This window comes from Streptomyces sp. NBC_00190 (assembly GCF_036203305.1).
Taxonomy (GTDB): Bacteria; Actinomycetota; Actinomycetes; order Streptomycetales; family Streptomycetaceae; genus Streptomyces.
Window position 1 is genome coordinate 3,439,868 of record NZ_CP108131.1, and the last position, 15,262, is coordinate 3,455,129.

Annotated in this window: 12 protein-coding genes; all 12 read right to left on the reverse strand. The window is 73.1% G+C overall.

All coding sequences use genetic code 11. The features are described from left to right. Positions 1–439 precede the first annotated feature (439 nt). The 12 genes from galE to rsmI all read right to left on the reverse strand — a co-directional run bounded on the left by galE (position 440) and on the right by rsmI (position 15,217). The gene (gene galE / locus OG429_RS16535; protein WP_328926084.1) at positions 440–1,411 is read right to left on the reverse strand and encodes a UDP-glucose 4-epimerase GalE; all 972 of its coding nucleotides are present in this window, start codon (positions 1,409–1,411) and stop codon (positions 440–442) included. A 97-nt stretch (positions 1,412–1,508) separates the two neighbouring features. After that, positions 1,509–2,201 carry a response regulator transcription factor gene (locus OG429_RS16540; protein WP_328930297.1) on the reverse strand — a complete coding sequence of 231 codons (693 nt, stop codon included), beginning with the start codon at positions 2,199–2,201 and terminating at the stop codon, positions 1,509–1,511. Between the two features lie 125 nt (positions 2,202–2,326). After that, entirely contained in the window at positions 2,327–4,078 is a 1,752-nt protein-coding gene (locus OG429_RS16545) for an outer membrane protein assembly factor BamB family protein (protein WP_328926085.1), read from the reverse strand. A gap of 40 nt (positions 4,079–4,118) precedes the next feature. Further along, positions 4,119–5,780 carry an outer membrane protein assembly factor BamB family protein gene (locus OG429_RS16550; protein ID WP_328926086.1) on the reverse strand — a complete coding sequence of 554 codons (1,662 nt, stop codon included), beginning with the start codon at positions 5,778–5,780 and terminating at the stop codon, positions 4,119–4,121. Positions 5,781–5,935: 155 nt separating this feature from the next. Then, positions 5,936–7,738 (reverse strand): ABC-F family ATP-binding cassette domain-containing protein, encoded by a 1,803-nt coding sequence (locus tag OG429_RS16555; RefSeq protein WP_328926087.1) that lies wholly within the window; start codon positions 7,736–7,738, stop codon positions 5,936–5,938. A gap of 29 nt (positions 7,739–7,767) precedes the next feature. After that, the gene (locus tag OG429_RS16560; protein ID WP_328926088.1) at positions 7,768–9,090 is read right to left on the reverse strand and encodes an acyltransferase family protein; all 1,323 of its coding nucleotides are present in this window, start codon (positions 9,088–9,090) and stop codon (positions 7,768–7,770) included. A 123-nt stretch (positions 9,091–9,213) separates the two neighbouring features. Then, a complete protein-coding gene (locus OG429_RS16565) occupies positions 9,214–10,122 on the reverse strand; it encodes a 4-(cytidine 5'-diphospho)-2-C-methyl-D-erythritol kinase (RefSeq protein WP_328926089.1) in 909 nt (302 codons plus the stop codon). Beyond that, positions 10,119–11,021, reverse strand: a complete 903-nt coding sequence (gene rsmA, locus OG429_RS16570; RefSeq protein ID WP_328926090.1) for a 16S rRNA (adenine(1518)-N(6)/adenine(1519)-N(6))-dimethyltransferase RsmA — start codon at positions 11,019–11,021, stop codon at positions 10,119–10,121. Before rsmA ends, OG429_RS16565 begins: the two co-directional genes overlap by 4 nt. Further along, the gene (locus OG429_RS16575) at positions 11,018–12,238 is read right to left on the reverse strand and encodes a ubiquitin-like domain-containing protein (protein WP_328930298.1); all 1,221 of its coding nucleotides are present in this window, start codon (positions 12,236–12,238) and stop codon (positions 11,018–11,020) included. The genes rsmA and OG429_RS16575 overlap by 4 nt, the downstream gene beginning before the upstream one ends. Positions 12,239–12,769: 531 nt before the next feature. After that, the gene (locus tag OG429_RS16580) at positions 12,770–13,651 is read right to left on the reverse strand and encodes a TatD family hydrolase (protein ID WP_328926091.1); all 882 of its coding nucleotides are present in this window, start codon (positions 13,649–13,651) and stop codon (positions 12,770–12,772) included. Between the two features lie 10 nt (positions 13,652–13,661). Then, positions 13,662–14,147 (reverse strand): hypothetical protein, encoded by a 486-nt coding sequence (locus tag OG429_RS16585; RefSeq protein ID WP_405679800.1) that lies wholly within the window; start codon positions 14,145–14,147, stop codon positions 13,662–13,664. A gap of 161 nt (positions 14,148–14,308) precedes the next feature. Then, the gene (rsmI, locus tag OG429_RS16590; protein WP_328926092.1) at positions 14,309–15,217 is read right to left on the reverse strand and encodes a 16S rRNA (cytidine(1402)-2'-O)-methyltransferase; all 909 of its coding nucleotides are present in this window, start codon (positions 15,215–15,217) and stop codon (positions 14,309–14,311) included. Between the last annotated feature and the right edge of the window lie 45 nt (positions 15,218–15,262).

A 15,262-nucleotide genomic window follows, 5' to 3' on the forward strand; every position in this document is an offset into this window, starting at 1 on the left:
CGGACCGGGTGATCCGCAGCTGCCGCGACCGCCGCCGTGACATCTCTGCACTACCCCGGACCGGACGTCGTACCCGACTTGTCTCGACCCCTGATCAACACCGGCCCCCACCGGTGTCACGCATCAGCGTAGGGCGCCGGGGGCTCGGGGTTGGCCGAATAGCAGAAGTTTTTCCCGCGATTTTCCGGCGAGGGAGTGCTGAACCGCCTTTATGGTGGCTTGATTTCACCTGCACTGATGGCCCGGATGGCGGCTTGCGGACCGGCGCGTGCCACCGGCAGTTGCACGCTGCGCGTTTCACCCGGCGTGTGCACGCCGGGCGCCCGCGCAGAGCGCCCGGCGCCAGCGCGTTCCGGATGTGCGCACGCCCCCCGGACCGGAGGGCCGGGGGGCCGGGGGGCGTGCGGGGAAAGCGGTGGTGCGGGTGGGCACCCGTGGTTCAGGAGGTGTGCGTCCTCGCGAAGTTCCACGCGTCCGTGATGATGCCGGTGAGGTCCGGGCGGCTCGGGGTCCAGCCCAGGCGCTCGTGGGCGGTGCGGGCGGAGGCGACGAGCGTCGCCGGGTCGCCGGCCCGGCGCGGGGCGATCACCTCGGGGATCTCCTGCCCGGTCACCTTGCGGACCGTCTCGACGACCTCGCGGACCGAGAACCCGGCGCCGTTGCCCAGGTTGCAGATCAGGTGCTCGCCGACGGCGGCCGCCTGCAGCGCCGCCAGGTGGGCCTCCGCCAGGTCCGCGACGTGGATGTAGTCGCGTACGCAGGTGCCGTCCGGGGTCGGGTAGTCCTCGCCGAACACCGAGATCGACTCCCGCTCGCCCAGGGCGACCTGGAGGACCAGCGGGATCAGGTGGGTCTCGGGGCTGTGCCGCTCACCGAACTCCCCGTACGCGCCCGCCACGTTGAAGTACCGCAGCGACACCGCGGCCAGGCCGTGCGCCACGCACTCCCCCGCGATCATGTGGTCCACGGCCAGCTTCGAGGCCCCGTACGGGTTGGTCGGCGCGGTCACCGAGGCCTCCGTCAGCAGGCCCTCCGTCGGCTCCCCGTAGGTGGCGGCGGTGGAGGAGAACACCAGCTTGCGCACGCCCGCACCGCGCATGGCGGCGAGCAGGGCGAGGGTGCCGCCGACGTTGTTCTCCCAGTACTTGCCCGGGTTCACCACGGACTCGCCGACCTGCGAGAAGGCCGCGAAGTGCAGCACCGCGTCGTAGGAGGAGTCCAGGTACTCGGCGGCGTCCTGGATCCGGCCTTCGATGAACTCGGCACCCGCCGGCACTCCTGCGCGGAAGCCGGTGCTGAGGTCGTCGAGGACGGTGACCTCGTGGCCCGCCTCCAGGAGGTGGGCCGCGACCACGCTGCCGACGTAGCCGGCGCCGCCGGTCACCAGGTACTTGTTCGCCGTCTTGCTCACTCGCCTACTGCCTCTCGCGGGGGACCACGCGCCGGGTGTCTGCGCATGCAGACACTGGCTTACCCGATGAGGGCGCCCGCGGGGAAATCGGCCCCCGTCAGGCCTGGACGGCAGCGGGCGGCGCCGCCGGCACCGCCCGGTCCAGCAGACCGGTACGGGCGGCCAGCGCGGCGGCCTCCAGCCGGGAGCCCACGCCCAGCTTCATCAGCACCCGCTGTACGTGGGTACGGGCGGTGCTCGGCGCGATGGCCATGCCCGCCGCGATGAGACGCGTGTCCTCGCCCTCGGCGACCCGGACCAGCACCTCCACCTCGCGCGGGGTGAGCAGCCGCAGCAGCCGGCTGCCCTCGTCGTCGGGCTGGGCCGCGGGGTTGAGGAGCTCCGCGAAGGCTCCGTGCAGCAGCTGCGGGGCGATCGCCACCTCGCCCGCCCTGGCCTTGGCCAGCGCCCGCTCCACGCCCTCGATGCGCTCGTCGTGGCGTACGTACCCCGAGGCGCCGGCGGCGAAGGCGGCCGCGATCCCGCGCGGGCTGGGCACTGGGCCGAGGACGACGACGGCGATCTGCGGGCGCTCCCGCCTGATGCGGACGACGGGCTCGAACACGCCCGGCTCGGCGGGGGTGGCGGTGCCGAAGAGGCAGACCTCCGGGGCGCGGCCGACGACCAGTTCGGCGGCTCCCGCGGCCGGGGCGGCGGCGGCGAGCACCCGGTGTCCCCGCAGTTTCAGGGCAGAGGCGAGCGCCTCGGCCAGCAGCCGGTGCTCGTCGACCACGACGACCCGTACGCCCATTGCGGCACCCACCCCCCACCCTTCTGCCCCGGCAAGCTACACGCTTGTTCGACGGCGCGCGGGTGTTACCGCGCAGAAGCCCCCGGAAGGCGGACCTTCCGGGGGCTTCGTGGACGCGGGGCCGGTCAGCTCGCGGTGAAGGCGGTGAAGATGTACTCCGGGTCGGACGTGGCGGAGTACGGCTTCTTGACCGTCGTACGCGCGATGAAGAGCTTGCCGTTGTGGTAGCGGTACTCGTGGTGGTCGGGCAGGTAGGCCGTCTCGATGCGCTGGGTCACCTTGTCCGACGGGTTCTCCATCAGGACGGTTTCCTTCATCGTCTTGCCGTCGATGCTGACGATCTGGCCGCCCTTGTCGTACGGGGGGTCCTTGTAGACGATGATGTTCGACCCGTCCATGCGCAGCGGGTACAGCTGGTACCGCTCGCCCGCGTCGGCGCGGTCGCTGGTCTGCTTGCCGGTCTCCAGGTCGAAGGAGAGCAGCTCGTTGGTCTTGGCGTAGGGGTCCTGGCCCTGGTGCTCGTACGAGGGCAGGTAGAGCTTGCCGTTGCCGACGACGAAGCTGGTGCACGTCTCGACCTCGGTGCCGCAGTCACCGCCGAAGTTACCGGAGGAGAGCGAGATGCGCGCCTTCAGCTGGCCCGCCGGGTCGACGACGAAGAGGTCGCTGACGCCGCTGGCGTTCTTGGCGGTCTTGCCGACGTCGGCGGAGACGATCAGGGGCTTGGTGGAGACGATGCCGGCGTTCTCGATGCCCGCGGAGAGCTTGTACGTGGACTGCGGGGCGCCGGTGGCCGGGTCGAGGATCTGCGCCTGCAGGGTCTGGTTGGGGCTCCGGCCGCACTTGCGGATGACGGCGAGGGCCTCGCCGCCGGCGTAGCCCGCGTCGTAGCAGCCTTCACCGTCCGTCTTGGGCACCCACAGCGACTTGCCGTCGGCGAGGTTCCAGGCGGCGCCGCCCGAGGAGCCGCCGGCAGCGACCGTCTGCCCGCTGAGGGTGACCTCGTAGTAGGACGCGGGCTTGTCGCCGCTGGTGGCGCTCTTGGCGTTGCCGGTCCAGACGAGCTTGCCGGCGTTCAGGTCGACGACGCCGACCTCGGTGCACGGCGGGTACTTGTTCTCCGGCGTGGCCGCCGCGGGCCTGAAGAGCACCGCCGACTTGTTGTCGCTGACGTGCGAGGTGGCGCCGCAGATTTCTCCCGGGAGGGGCACCTCCCACTTCTTGCCGCCGTCGACGAGGTTGTAGCCGACGATCTTCGACACGTCGGACTTGATGTAGGTGGTGTCGGTCAGCCAGGAGCCGGCGACCTGGACCATCTCCTCCGGCGTCGGGCTCGGCTGGTTGACCAGCACCTTCGACTTGGTGCTGGCGGGCACCTTCTCGGTGCCGCCCGCGCCTGCCTGGCCCTTGTCCTCGCCCGGTTTGGCGGGACCGCCGTCCGCGGTGTCCTGCTTGCCGCCGCCGTCGCCGGAGACGTACCAGAGGCCGCCGCCGACGATGAGGACGATGGCCAGGAGGGCCGCGCCGACGATCATCAGCTGGTTGCGCTTGTCGTTGCTGCCGCCGCCGCCCGCGCCGGCTGCCGCCGGGGGCTGGGCGGTGTGCATGGGCGTGGTGGGCGGTCCGAAGGGCGCCGGGGTGCCGGGCTGCTGTGGGTAGCCGTAGCCGGGTCCGGGCTGCTGCGGGTATCCGTACGCGGGCTGCCCGGCGGGCGGCGCGGCCGGCGGCTGCTGCTGCGGGGACGCGGCGGGTGGCTGCTGCGGGGGCGCCGGCGGTACGGGCGGTGCCGGCGGCTGACCGAACCCGCCCGGCGGCGGATCCTGCGGCGCTCCGAAGCCGCCGGACGGCGGCTGGCTGGGGGGCGGCGGGGTACTCATGTGTCGCTACTGCCTCTCGGTGGACTGCTCGGGGACGCGTTCACTTGCCGAAGACCATCAGGAACTTCTCGTCCTTGCCCCGGGCGAGCAGATGCGTGACGGAGAGGAAGAACCGCCCGTCCACGTAGTCGGCCTTCGGGGAGTAGAAGGAGCTCTCCACCGGGGCGGCCGGGCCTGACGGGTGGCGCAGGAGCGCGGTGGGCTCGCCGCCCGCGGCCGGGATCGACAGGACCTCGCCGCCCTTGTCGTACTCCGCCTTGCGGTAGGCGATCAGCTGGCCGTTCGCGGCCTCGACGAGGGTGAGGGTGCGCTTGTCGCCAGCCGGGGTGCGCCACTTGGCCTTGCCGGAGGCCAGGTCGAAGGCGACGATTTCGTTGCCGGTGCCGGCCTCGGTCGCCGTGGGCAGGTAGAGCGTGTTGGAGTCGACGAGGCCTGCGGCGCAGCCCTGGAGGGACCGGCTGAAGGAGCTCTTGCAGCCGCTCGCGAAGCTGCCCTCGCCGGTGACGGTGGCGCGCTGCTTGCCGTCGGGTCCGATGACGACGATGGAGCGTTCCTTCTTCTCCTCGTTGCCGATGTCGAGGACGAGCGGGTCCACCGAGTAGACGCTGGAGACCTTGAAGCCCTTGGGGAGCTTGAAGGACCAGGTCGACTTGCCGGTGGCCGGGTCGGCGTCCTTGACCTCGACGGTGCGGTCGGCGTCCTGGCAGGTGGCGATGCCGATCATCTTGCCGTTGCCGCCGAGGTAGGAGCCGGTCATGCAGCCCTCGGACGGGGTCGCGAAGAGCTTGTCGCCGGTGCTGACCTTGAAGACGCTGGCGCGGGTGACCCGGTTGACGGAGACGGCGTCGCCGGTGAGGCTCAGGCTGGGACCGGCGAAGAGGTCGAAGATGCCGTCCTTGGGCACTTCCTTCGTCCAGCCCTCCTTGCCCGCCTTGAGGTCGACCATGCGCATCTGGTTGCAGTCGGCGGTGTCGCTCTCGCCGTTCCTGAACAGGACGACGGTCTTGCCGTCGGCGGTCATCTGGTCCGTGACGGCGCAGATGTCACCGGGGAAGGAGATCGTCCACTTCTCCTTGCCGTCGGCCGCGCCGTAGCCGGTGAGGTTCTTCCAGACGGTCTTGGCGACGGTGTCGCCGACGACCCACTGGCCGTCGGTGTCGGCTCCGACGCCGGGGCCGTCGATCTTGGCGGTCTTGAGCCAGAGGACCTTGTCCTCGCCCTGCTTGCGGGCGGAGTTGAGGTCGCCTTCCCCGGCTCCGTTGCCGCTGCCGTCGCCGTTGTCGACGGAAGGGGAGCCGGAGGGCTTGGCGTCGGGGGACGTGGACTCCTGCGCGACGGGCGGCTTGGGGTCCTTGTCGTCCTTGAGGAAGCCGACGTATGCGACGGTGCCGGCGACGAGCACGGCGGCGACCGAGGCGGCGATCAGGACGCCTCGCTTCTTCTTCGGCGTCATGCCGGAGGAGGGCTGCGGCATTCCCGGCAGGCCGGGGGGCGGCGGCGGGTAGTAGGCCGGCTGCTGCGGGGCGGTGGGCGGCTGCTGGGCGTACGGGTTCTCGCCCTGCTGCGGCGCGGTGGGCGGCTGCTGGGCGTACGGGTTCTCGCCCTGCTGCGGGTAGCCGTAGCCGGGCTGCGGCGGGCCGGGGAGGTGCCCGTAACCGGAAGGAGTCGGCGGCTGGTTCGGCGGCTGGGGCGGCTCGGTCATCAGCGCGTACCTTCGGTGTCAGGGTGGTGGAAGATGACCTTTCTATCACTCACACCGGCCTTGGGCCGGGCCGGTCCGCCCCCTGTTCCCAAGGGAGGACCGGCCCGTGACGCCCCCGTTATCCGGCCAGTTGGCCGCGCGGGGCGGCCCGGGGCCTACGCCTCCTCGGCCAGCTCCAGCCAGCGCATCTCCAAATCGTCGCGGTCCGCGAGGAGTTCCCGGAGCTCCGCGTCGAGCTTGGCCACCTTGTCGTAGTCGGTGGAGTGCTCGGCGATCTGGGCGTGCAGGCTGCTCTCGCGGTCCGAGAGCTTGTTCAGCTGCCGCTCGATCTTCTGGAGTTCCTTCTTCGCGGCGCGGGAGTCCCCGGAGGCGCTGGACTTCGCGGCGGCCGCGGCCGGGACGGGCGCCGGGGCGGCCGCCTCGATCATCCGCTGGCGGCGCTCCAGGTACTCGTCCAGGCCGCGCGGCAGCATCCGCAGGCTCGCGTCGCCGAGCAGCGCCATCACGGTGTCGGTGGTGCGCTCGATGAAGAACCGGTCGTGGGAGATCACGATCATCGATCCGGGCCAGCCGTCGAGGAGGTCCTCCAGCTGGGTCAGGGTCTCGATGTCGAGGTCGTTGGTGGGCTCGTCGAGGAAGAGGACGTTGGGCTCGTCCATCAGCAGGCGCAGGATCTGCAGTCGGCGCCGCTCGCCGCCGGAGAGGTCGCCGACGGGCGTCCACTGCTTCTCCTTGGTGAAGCCGAACTGCTCGCACAGCTGGCCCGCCGTCATCTCGCGGCCCTGGCCGAGGTCGACGCGGTCGCGGACGCGCTGGACGGCCTCCAGGACGCGCAGGGACGGGTCGAGTTCGCCGACCTCCTGGGAGAGGTAGGCCAGCTTGACGGTCTTGCCGACGGCGATCTGTCCGGCGGCGGGCTGGGTCTCGCCCTGGGTGCGGGCGGCCTCGGCCAGGGCGCGCAGCAGGGAGGTCTTGCCGGCGCCGTTGACGCCGACGAGGCCGATGCGGTCGCCGGGGCCCAGGTGCCAGGTGAGGTGCTTCAGCAGCGTCTTGGGGCCGGCCTGGACGGTGACGTCCTCCAGCTCGAACACGGTCTTGCCGAGGCGGGCGTTGGCGAAGCGCATCAGTTCCGAGCGGTCGCGCGGCGGCGGCACGTCGGCGATGAGCTCGTTGGCGGCCTCGATGCGGTAGCGGGGCTTGGAGGTCCGGGCGGGGGCGCCGCGGCGCAGCCAGGCCAGCTCCTTGCGCATCAGGTTCTGCCGCTTGGACTCCTCGGTGGCGGCGATCCGCTCGCGCTCGGCGCGGGCGAAGACGTAGTCGCTGTAGCCGCCGTCGTATTCGTGCACGTCGCCGCGCTGGACGTCCCACATGCGGGTGCAGACCTGGTCGAGGAACCAGCGGTCGTGGGTGACGCAGACCAGGGCCGAGCGGCGTTCCTGGAGGTGTCGGGCGAGCCAGGCGATGCCCTCGACGTCGAGGTGGTTGGTGGGCTCGTCGAGTACGAGGAGGTCCTGGTCGGCGATGAGCAGCTTGGCGAGCGCGATGCGGCGGCGCTCGCCGCCGGAGAGCGGGCCGATGACGGTGTCGAGGCCCTGGCCGAAGCCGGGCAGGTCGAGTCCGCCGAACAGGCCGGTCAGCACGTCGCGGATCTTGGCGTTGCCGGCCCACTCGTGGTCGGCCATGTCCCGGATGATCTCGTGGCGGATGGTGGCCGCGGGATCGAGGGAGTCGTGCTGGGTGAGGACGCCCATGCGCAGGCCGCTGTTCTGGGTGACGCGGCCGCTGTCGGGCTCCTCCAGTTTGGCCAGCATCCGGATGAGGGTGGTCTTCCCGTCGCCGTTGCGGCCGACGACACCGATCCGGTCCCCCTCGGACACGCCGAGGGAGATGCCGTCGAGCAGGGTACGTGTGCCGTACACCTTGCTGACTGCCTCGACATTGACCAGATTGACGGCCATCAGACGCGCTCCAGGGAAGGGTTTATGGATCAGCCCCTCAGCCTAACGCTCCGGGACGACGCAGACCGTTCCACCAGGACCCAGCCGCCCAGCGCCATGGCGATCGCGGCGGGCGCGGTGACGGGAAGGGCGACGAGGACGGCGCTGTGGCCGTCGAGCAGGCCCCCGAGGCCGGTCATGGACAGGCCCAGGACGCCGAGCAGGCACAGGGTGATGCCCGCGGCGGCGCGGGGGCCGCTGCCGGGGGCGGCGGCAGCGCGGCCGGGGCCCTCGAAGCGCCGGAAGAGGGCGATGAGCACGCCGGTCAGCGCCGCGGCGGCGAGGAACCTGACCGGGACCTGGGCCCACCAGGCGGCGGAGGCCGGTGCGGGGAGCCCGATCCCGAGGGCGAGCTGGGCGGCGTACACGGCGAGCATGGCGGTGAGGTGCCAGAGGAAGGCGGTCATGGCGATCCCGTTGGCGGCGACGACCCCGCGCCAGACGCGGGGGCGGGCGAGCCAGGCGGTGCCGGGGCGGGCCAGGAGCTGGACGGCGCCGACGAGCCACATGCCGTGCGCGAGCAGGGCGAGGGTGGGCGGTGCCATGTTGGACACCTTTTCTCCCGGCATCCCGACCATGGACAGCGGGTACGGGCCGTAGGCGACCAGCGCCGCGGCCGCGGCGAGCCCGGCTGCGGCCAGGGCGGCGGGGAAGCGGATCCGCCCGTCGGCGCGCAGGAAGCCGAGCTGGTGGACGGCGAGCCAGACGAAGGCGAAGTTCAGGAACTCGACGTACGGGATCCCGAGCGCGAAGCGCAGTACGTCGACGAGCGCGGCGGCGGCGAGGAGCCCGGCGAAGGCCCCCCACCCCCACCGCTCGTGCAGCTTCAGCAGCGGCGGGGTGAAGGCGACCATCGCGAGGTAGATCCCGATGAACCAGAGCGGCTGGGTGACCAGCCGCAGCGCGGCCCCGGTCAGCCCGCCCGCGCCGTGGCCCGCGAGCTGCACGGCGAACGCGGCCGCGGTCCAGACGAGGACGAAGACGAGGGTGGGCCGCAACAGCCGCTGGAGCCGGGCCCGCAGGAAGGCGGCGTAGACGGGCCCTCCGTCGGCCCGGCGGGCCAGGGAGCGGTAGGACAGGGCGTGCGAGAACCCGCCGACGAAGAAGAAGACGGGCATGACCTGGAGCCCCCAGGTGAGGACCTGGAGCGGGGGCACGAGGGCGAGCAGGTTCCCTATGCCGTCGCCGCTGACCGCGGCCATCAGCCAGTGCCCGGCGATGACGGTGGCGAGGGAGGCGACCCGCAGGAGGTCGACGTACCGGTCCCGCGTGGCAGGGGTGGCGGCGGCCATGTCGCGTGCGCTGACTGTCATGGCCTCACGGTCGCCGCCGGCGGGGGCCTCCCGACAGGGCGCGGATACTCAACTCCCGCCTGAGTACCCGGCTGCCCCGCCGGAGGGGGGTCCGGGGCGGAGCCCCGGCGGTCGGCCCGCAGATCAGGCCGGCAGGACCGTGGCTCCCGGCGACGGGGAGGACGCCACGCGGGTGGTGCGGCACGTGCCCGAGGCTTCGAGGGCCGCGGCCACCTTCTCGGCGGATTCCGGGTCGCGGACCAGGAAGGCCGTCGTCGGGCCCGATCCGGAGACCAGTGCGGCCAGCGCCCCGGCCTCCGTGCCCGCGGCCAGCGTCCCGGCCAGCTGCGGGCGCAGCGACAGGGCCGCCCGCTGGAGGTCGTTCGCCAGTACGGGGGCCAGCGCGTCCGGGTCTCCCGAGGCCAGGGCCGCGAGCAGGGCCGGTGAGGCCTCGGGCTCGGGGATCCTCGTACCGGCGGTGAGGCGGTCGAACTCGCGGAACACCGCCGGGGTGGACAGGCCCCCGTCGGCCACCGCGAACACCCAGTGGAACGACCCCGCGTCGACCGGCGTCAGCAGCTCGCCGCGCCCGGTGCCGAGTGCGGCGCCGCCGACGAGGCTGAAGGGGACGTCGCTGCCCAGCTGGGCGCAGATGTCGAGCAGTTCGGCGCGCGGGGTGCCCAGACCCCACAGGGCGTCGCAGGCCAGCAGGGCCGCGGCGCCGTCCGCGCTGCCGCCCGCCATGCCGCCCGCGACCGGGATGTTCTTCGCGATGTGGAGGTGGACGGCGGGGTCGATGCCGGCCCGGGCCGCCAGGATCTCGGCGGCGCGCGCGGCGAGGTTGGTGCGGTCCAGGGGGACCTGGTCGGCGTCGGGGCCGGCGCAGGTCACGGTCAGTCCGTCGGCCGCCGTCGCCGTGACCTCGTCGAAGAGGGAGACGGCGAGGAAGACGTTGGCGAGGTCGTGGAAGCCGTCGGGGCGGGCCGCGCCCACCGCCAGCTGCACGTTGACCTTCGCGGGGACCCGTACGGTCACGCTCGTGCGGGAGCTCACAGCGCGGGCCTCTCCGCCGCGGGCTTGTTCTCGGCGATCGCGGCGAACTCCTCCACCGTCAGCGATTCGCCGCGGGCCTGCGGCGAGACACCCGCGGCGACGAGCGCGGCCTCGGCCCCGGCCGCCGAGCCGGCCCAGCCGGCCAGGGCCGCGCGCAGGGTCTTGCGGCGCTGCGCGAAGGCCGCGTCCACGACCGCGAAGACCTCGGCCTTCGTGGCGGTGGTCTTGATCGGCTCGGCGCGCCGCACCAGCGAGACGAGGCCGGAGTCGACGTTCGGCGCGGGCCAGAAGACCTTGCGGCCGATGGATCCGGCGCGCTTGACGTGTGCGTACCAGTTGGCCTTGACGGAGGGGACCCCGTACACCTTGTTGCCCGGCTCGGCGGCGAGCCGGTCGGCGACCTCGGCCTGCACCATCACCAGGGTCCGTTCGATGCTCGGGAAGCGGTCGAGCATGGTGAGCAGGACGGGCACGGCCACGTTGTACGGCAGGTTCGCGACGAGCGCGGTCGGCGCCGGGCCGGGCAGTTCGGTCACCAGCATGGCGTCGGAGTGGACCAGCGCGAAGCGGTCCTTGCGCCCGGGCATCCGGGCCTCGATGGTCGCGGGCAGCGCCGCCGCCAGGATGTCGTCGATCTCGACGGCGGTGACCCGGTCGGCGGCCTCCAGCAGCGCGAGCGTCAGCGAGCCCAGCCCGGGACCGACCTCGACGACGACGTCGTCCGGCCGCACCTCGGCGGTGCGCACGATCCGGCGCACCGTGTTGGCGTCGATGACGAAGTTCTGGCCCTTCTGCTTCGTCGGGCGTACGCCGAGGGCGGCGGCCAGTTCCCGGATGTCGGCGGGGCCGAGGAGGGCGTCAGAAGGGTTCTCGTTGGGCTGCTGCTCTGCGGTGCTCACCGGCTAAGCGTACGGCCGCAGTGCGGCCACGGACTCGCCCCCCGCTGCACGTAGAGCTTCTTGGCCCGGTAGGTCTGCTCGGCGCCCGAGGCGTCCTGGGGGCGGCCGCTGCCGCCGAGGGCGTGCCAGGTGTGGACGTCGAACTGGTAGAGGCCGCCGTAGGTGCCCGAGGCGTCGGTGGCGGTCGGGCGGCCGCCGGACTCGCACTGGGCGAGGGCTTCCCAGTTGAGGTCGTCGGCGCCGGAGACGGAGGCCGGCAGCGGCTGCGTGCCGACCCTGACGAGCTGGGTGACGGGTTCGCGGACGGTCTCCTCCGCGATGGGGCGGGGCTTCTGCCGGACGCCGTTGACGGTGCGCAGGCTGTAGGTGACCCGGCGCGCCCCGGGCCGGCCGGCCCGCTCGACGACCTCGGTCCCGGCGAAGAGGGTGTCGTCCTCGGTCCGCTCCGTCGCGTACGGGATGCGCTCCTCGCGGACCTCTCGGGTGCCGGTGATGCGCAGCACGGTGACGGTCTGGCCGTCGCGCGGGAAGGCGGTGGGGGGCACGGAGGTGGTGTCCTGGCCGTGCAGGGTGATTCCGGCCTGGTCGAGGGCCTCCTGGACGGTGGAGGCGTTGGTGCGGATGGTGCGTTCGCGGCCGTCGGCCATGAAGGTGACGCTGCGTTCGGTGCGGACGCTGAGGGTCAGGCCGGCGCGTGGGACGGGGGCGGTGCGGGGGGCGGAGAGGTAGGCGCCCTCGGCGCGGATGCCGAACTGGCGCAGTGCGCCCTCGACGGTGCGGGCGGTGGTCCACATCTGGCGCTGCTGCCCGTCGAGGGTGAGGAGCAGGGGGCGGCCGTAGCGGACGACGACCTGCTCGCCGTCTTCGAGGGGTTCGCCGGGGGCGGGGGCGACGAGGTCGTGGGGTCCGGTGCCGAGGCCTTCGGCGGCCAGCAGTTCGTCGACGTCGTCGGCGAAGGTGTGCAGGGTGCGGGGGACGCCGTCCACGGTGAGCCGTACCGACTTGTCGGCGGCGACGAAGGCGGTGGTGCCGCCTGCGAGGAAGGCGACGACCAGCGCCTGGGGCACGATCCGCCGCCAGTCCCCGCCGGGGATCTCCAGGGTGAGGAGTCCGGGCCCGGCGGACCGGCCGCGGGAGCGGTGGCCGCTGCCGGTGGCGGCTCCCGCGGCCGCGGGAGCCGCCGCGCGGCGCCGGCCGGTGCCCGCCGTGGCGGGCACGGGGTCGGGCCCGAGCGGTTCTCCGGGGCCGCGGCGCCGGCCGGTGCCCGCCGGGGGCTCGTCGGTGGTGGCACGGCCACGGGCCCGGCGGCCCGAGCCCCCCGTGCCGGCGGCGACGGCCGTGTCGGCGCCGGGCGTCGGCCCCGGGGCCCGGCGGCGGCCCGGGCCGGGTGCGGGGGCCGCGTCGGGCCATGGGGTGTCCGGATCCCCGGCGTCCGGCCGGGCGGACGGGGCCGAGCGGCCGCGGGCCCGGCGGCGGCCCGCCCGCCGGTCGCCGTCGCGCGGCGCGGGAACTGCGGGGTCGGGGTCCCCCGGTCCGGCCGGCCGGGCTGTTCGGGCCGTGGGATCGGCCTCGTACGCCTCCGGGACGGGACCGCTGCGGCGGTGACTGCCCTGTGTATCGCTCACGAAGCTCGCTCCACTGGTCCGGACCCTCATGGTTCGGGCACGGCACGATAGCGGAGCGGACATCACCCAACAAAGTCGGACGGCTACACAGCGTGTCGGATTGACGAGGTGTCGCGGAGGGGCTCAGTAGGCGAAGGCGCGAGCCGTGTTGGCGGCCAGGGCGGTGGCCATCGCGTCCTCGTCGAGGCCGCGGACCGCCGCCATGGCCCGTACGGTCAGCGGAATGAGGTAGGGCGCGTTGGGCCGTCCGCGGTACGGGGCCGGGGTCAGGTACGGCGCGTCCGTCTCGACGAGGACCAGTTCCAGCGGGGCCACGGCCAGGGCCTCGCGCAGCGGCGCCGCGTTCTTGAAGGTGACCGTGCCGGCGAAGGACATGTAGTACCCGGCGGCGGCGCACTCCCGGGCCATCTCGGCGTCCCCGGAGTAGCAGTGGAACACGGTGCGCTCGGGCGCGCCCTCCTCGCGCAGCACGCGCAGCACGTCCGCGTGGGCCTCGCGGTCGTGGATGACCAGTGCCTTGCCCTGCCGCTTGGCGATCTCGATATGGGCGCGGAAGGAACGCTCCTGCGCGGCCATGCCCTCCGGTCCGGTGCGGAAGTAGTCCAGCCCGGTCTCACCGACGGCCTTGACGTGGTCGAGCGCGGCGAGGGCCTCGATCTCGGCGAGCGCGTCGTCCAGCGCCGCCTCGCCGCCGCCGGTCCGGGCTCCCTGGCGCGACCAGCCGTCGGGATCGCCGAGCACGATCCGGGGCGCTTCGTTCGGGTGGAGGGCCACGGCCGCGTGGACGTTCTCGTACGCGGCGGCCGTCTCTGCGGCCCACCGGGAGCCCTTCACGTCGCAGCCCACCTGGACGACCGTGGTGACGCCCACCGAGGCGGCCTTCGCGAGGCCCTCCTCGACGGTGCCGGACTGCATGTCCAGGTGGGTGTGCGAGTCCGCGACCGCCACCCGCAGGGGTTCGGGCAGCGGCGGCGGTGCGTCCTTCGAAGCAGAGGAAGAGCTCATACGGCCGATCTTATGACCGGCGGAAGAGCCCCAGCAGACGGGAGATCAGGCCCCCGCGCTTCTCGGGCTCGTCGATGGCGACGGGTCCGGGGGCGTCGTGGTGCCGGGGCGCCCTGCGCGCCTTCGGGGTACGGGGGACGTCCGCGCCCGCGGGGACGGGCCCGGCGATCCCGGGCGCGATCTGGTGGTGGTAGATCCGGTCGATCGTGCCGAGCACCGAGGAGACCTGGCCCGCGCGCATGATCCGTACGACGTGTCCGCCGCAGTTCAGGCAGGTCGGGTTGGACAGCGGGGAGGGCACCCGCTCGCTGTTGACCGTGTACATGATGAACGGCTGGCCCTTGCCGTCGACGTGGTGTTCTATCGCGTACGCCTGCTCCCAGCCGTAGCCGCACCTCATGCAGGCGAAGGAGTACGCCTCGCGCACGGTGTGCACGCCGGCGGCCGTCTCGATGGGTACGGAAACAGGTACCGGGGTGTCAGCGATCTCACTCATGCCAGCTCCTCTTGTTCCACTGGTGCCATTGCCAGTGGACGCCTCTTCGGGCGGGAGCGCATCAGGCCCTGTCTACTGTTGGACGGTCTTTGGGCGACTCATGCCCCAAAGCGCCCGGTGCGCGGTCTGAGCTTTGCTTTTCAGGTTAGCTCTTTACCGACCTACGGCATCTTTTGTGCCGCATTCTTTGCCGCGACCACCGCGTCGAACACCTCGCGCTTGGGTAGCCCTGCCTCGGCGGCGACCGCCGCGATGGCCTCCTTGCGCCGCTCCCCCGCCTCCTCGCGCACCTTCACCCGGCGCACCAGCTCCTCGTCGTCCACATCTCCGGGGGCGGCCGCCGGGGCGCCCTCGACGACGACGGTGATCTCCCCGCGGACGCCCTCGGCGGCCCAGGCCGCCAGCTCGCCGAGCCCGCCGCGCTTGACCTCCTCGTAGGTCTTGGTCAGCTCGCGGCACACGGCGGCGCGGCGCTCGGCGCCGAAGACCTCGGCCATCGCGGCCAGGGTGTCGTCGAGCCGGTGCGGGGCCTCGAAGTAGACGAGCGTGCGCCGCTCGCCCTCCACCTCGCGCAGTCGGCCGAGGCGCTCGCCCGCCTTGCGCGGCAGGAACCCCTCGAAGCAGAACCGGTCCACCGGAAGCCCGGACATGGCCAGCGCGGTGAGCACCGCGGACGGCCCGGGGACCGCGGTGACCTTGATGTCCTTCTCCACGGCGGCGGCGACCAGCCGGTAGCCGGGGTCGGAGACCGAGGGCATCCCCGCGTCGGTCACCAGCAGCACCCGCGCCCCGCGGGCCAGGGCCTCGACCAGCTCCGGGGTGCGCGCCGACTCGTTGCCCTCGAAGTACGACAGGACGCGCCCGGTGGTGTGCACGCCGAGCCCCTGGGTCAGCCGGCGCAGCCGCCGGGTGTCCTCGGCGGCGATCACGTCGGCGCGCTCCAGCTCGGCCGCGAGCCGCGGCGGGGCGTCCGCGAGATCGCCGATGGGGGTGCCCGCGAGCACGAGCGTGCCCGTCGCGTCGGCGGCGGAGGCGGGGGTTTCGGAGCCGAGGGGCTGGTCAGTCGTCACCCGTCCATCCTCTCAGCCCCGCACCCCGACCCTCCCCGCCACTGG

What these genes read in the sequence shown, in the direction of transcription:
- OG429_RS16540 (WP_328930297.1), bottom strand. Translation starts at nt 2,201, where the DNA reads ATGGGCGTACGGGTCGTCGTGGTCGACGAGCACCGGCTGCTGGCCGAG.
- OG429_RS16545 (WP_328926085.1), bottom strand. Translation starts at nt 4,078, where the DNA reads ATGAGTACCCCGCCGCCCCCCAGCCAGCCGCCGTCCGGCGGCTTCGGA.
- OG429_RS16550 (WP_328926086.1), bottom strand. Translation starts at nt 5,780, where the DNA reads ATGACCGAGCCGCCCCAGCCGCCGAACCAGCCGCCGACTCCTTCCGGT.
- OG429_RS16555 (WP_328926087.1), bottom strand. Translation starts at nt 7,738, where the DNA reads ATGGCCGTCAATCTGGTCAATGTCGAGGCAGTCAGCAAGGTGTACGGC.
- OG429_RS16560 (WP_328926088.1), bottom strand. Translation starts at nt 9,090, where the DNA reads ATGACAGTCAGCGCACGCGACATGGCCGCCGCCACCCCTGCCACGCGG.
- OG429_RS16580 (WP_328926091.1), bottom strand. Translation starts at nt 13,651, where the DNA reads ATGAGCTCTTCCTCTGCTTCGAAGGACGCACCGCCGCCGCTGCCCGAA.
- OG429_RS16585 (WP_405679800.1), bottom strand. Translation starts at nt 14,147, where the DNA reads ATGAGTGAGATCGCTGACACCCCGGTACCTGTTTCCGTACCCATCGAG.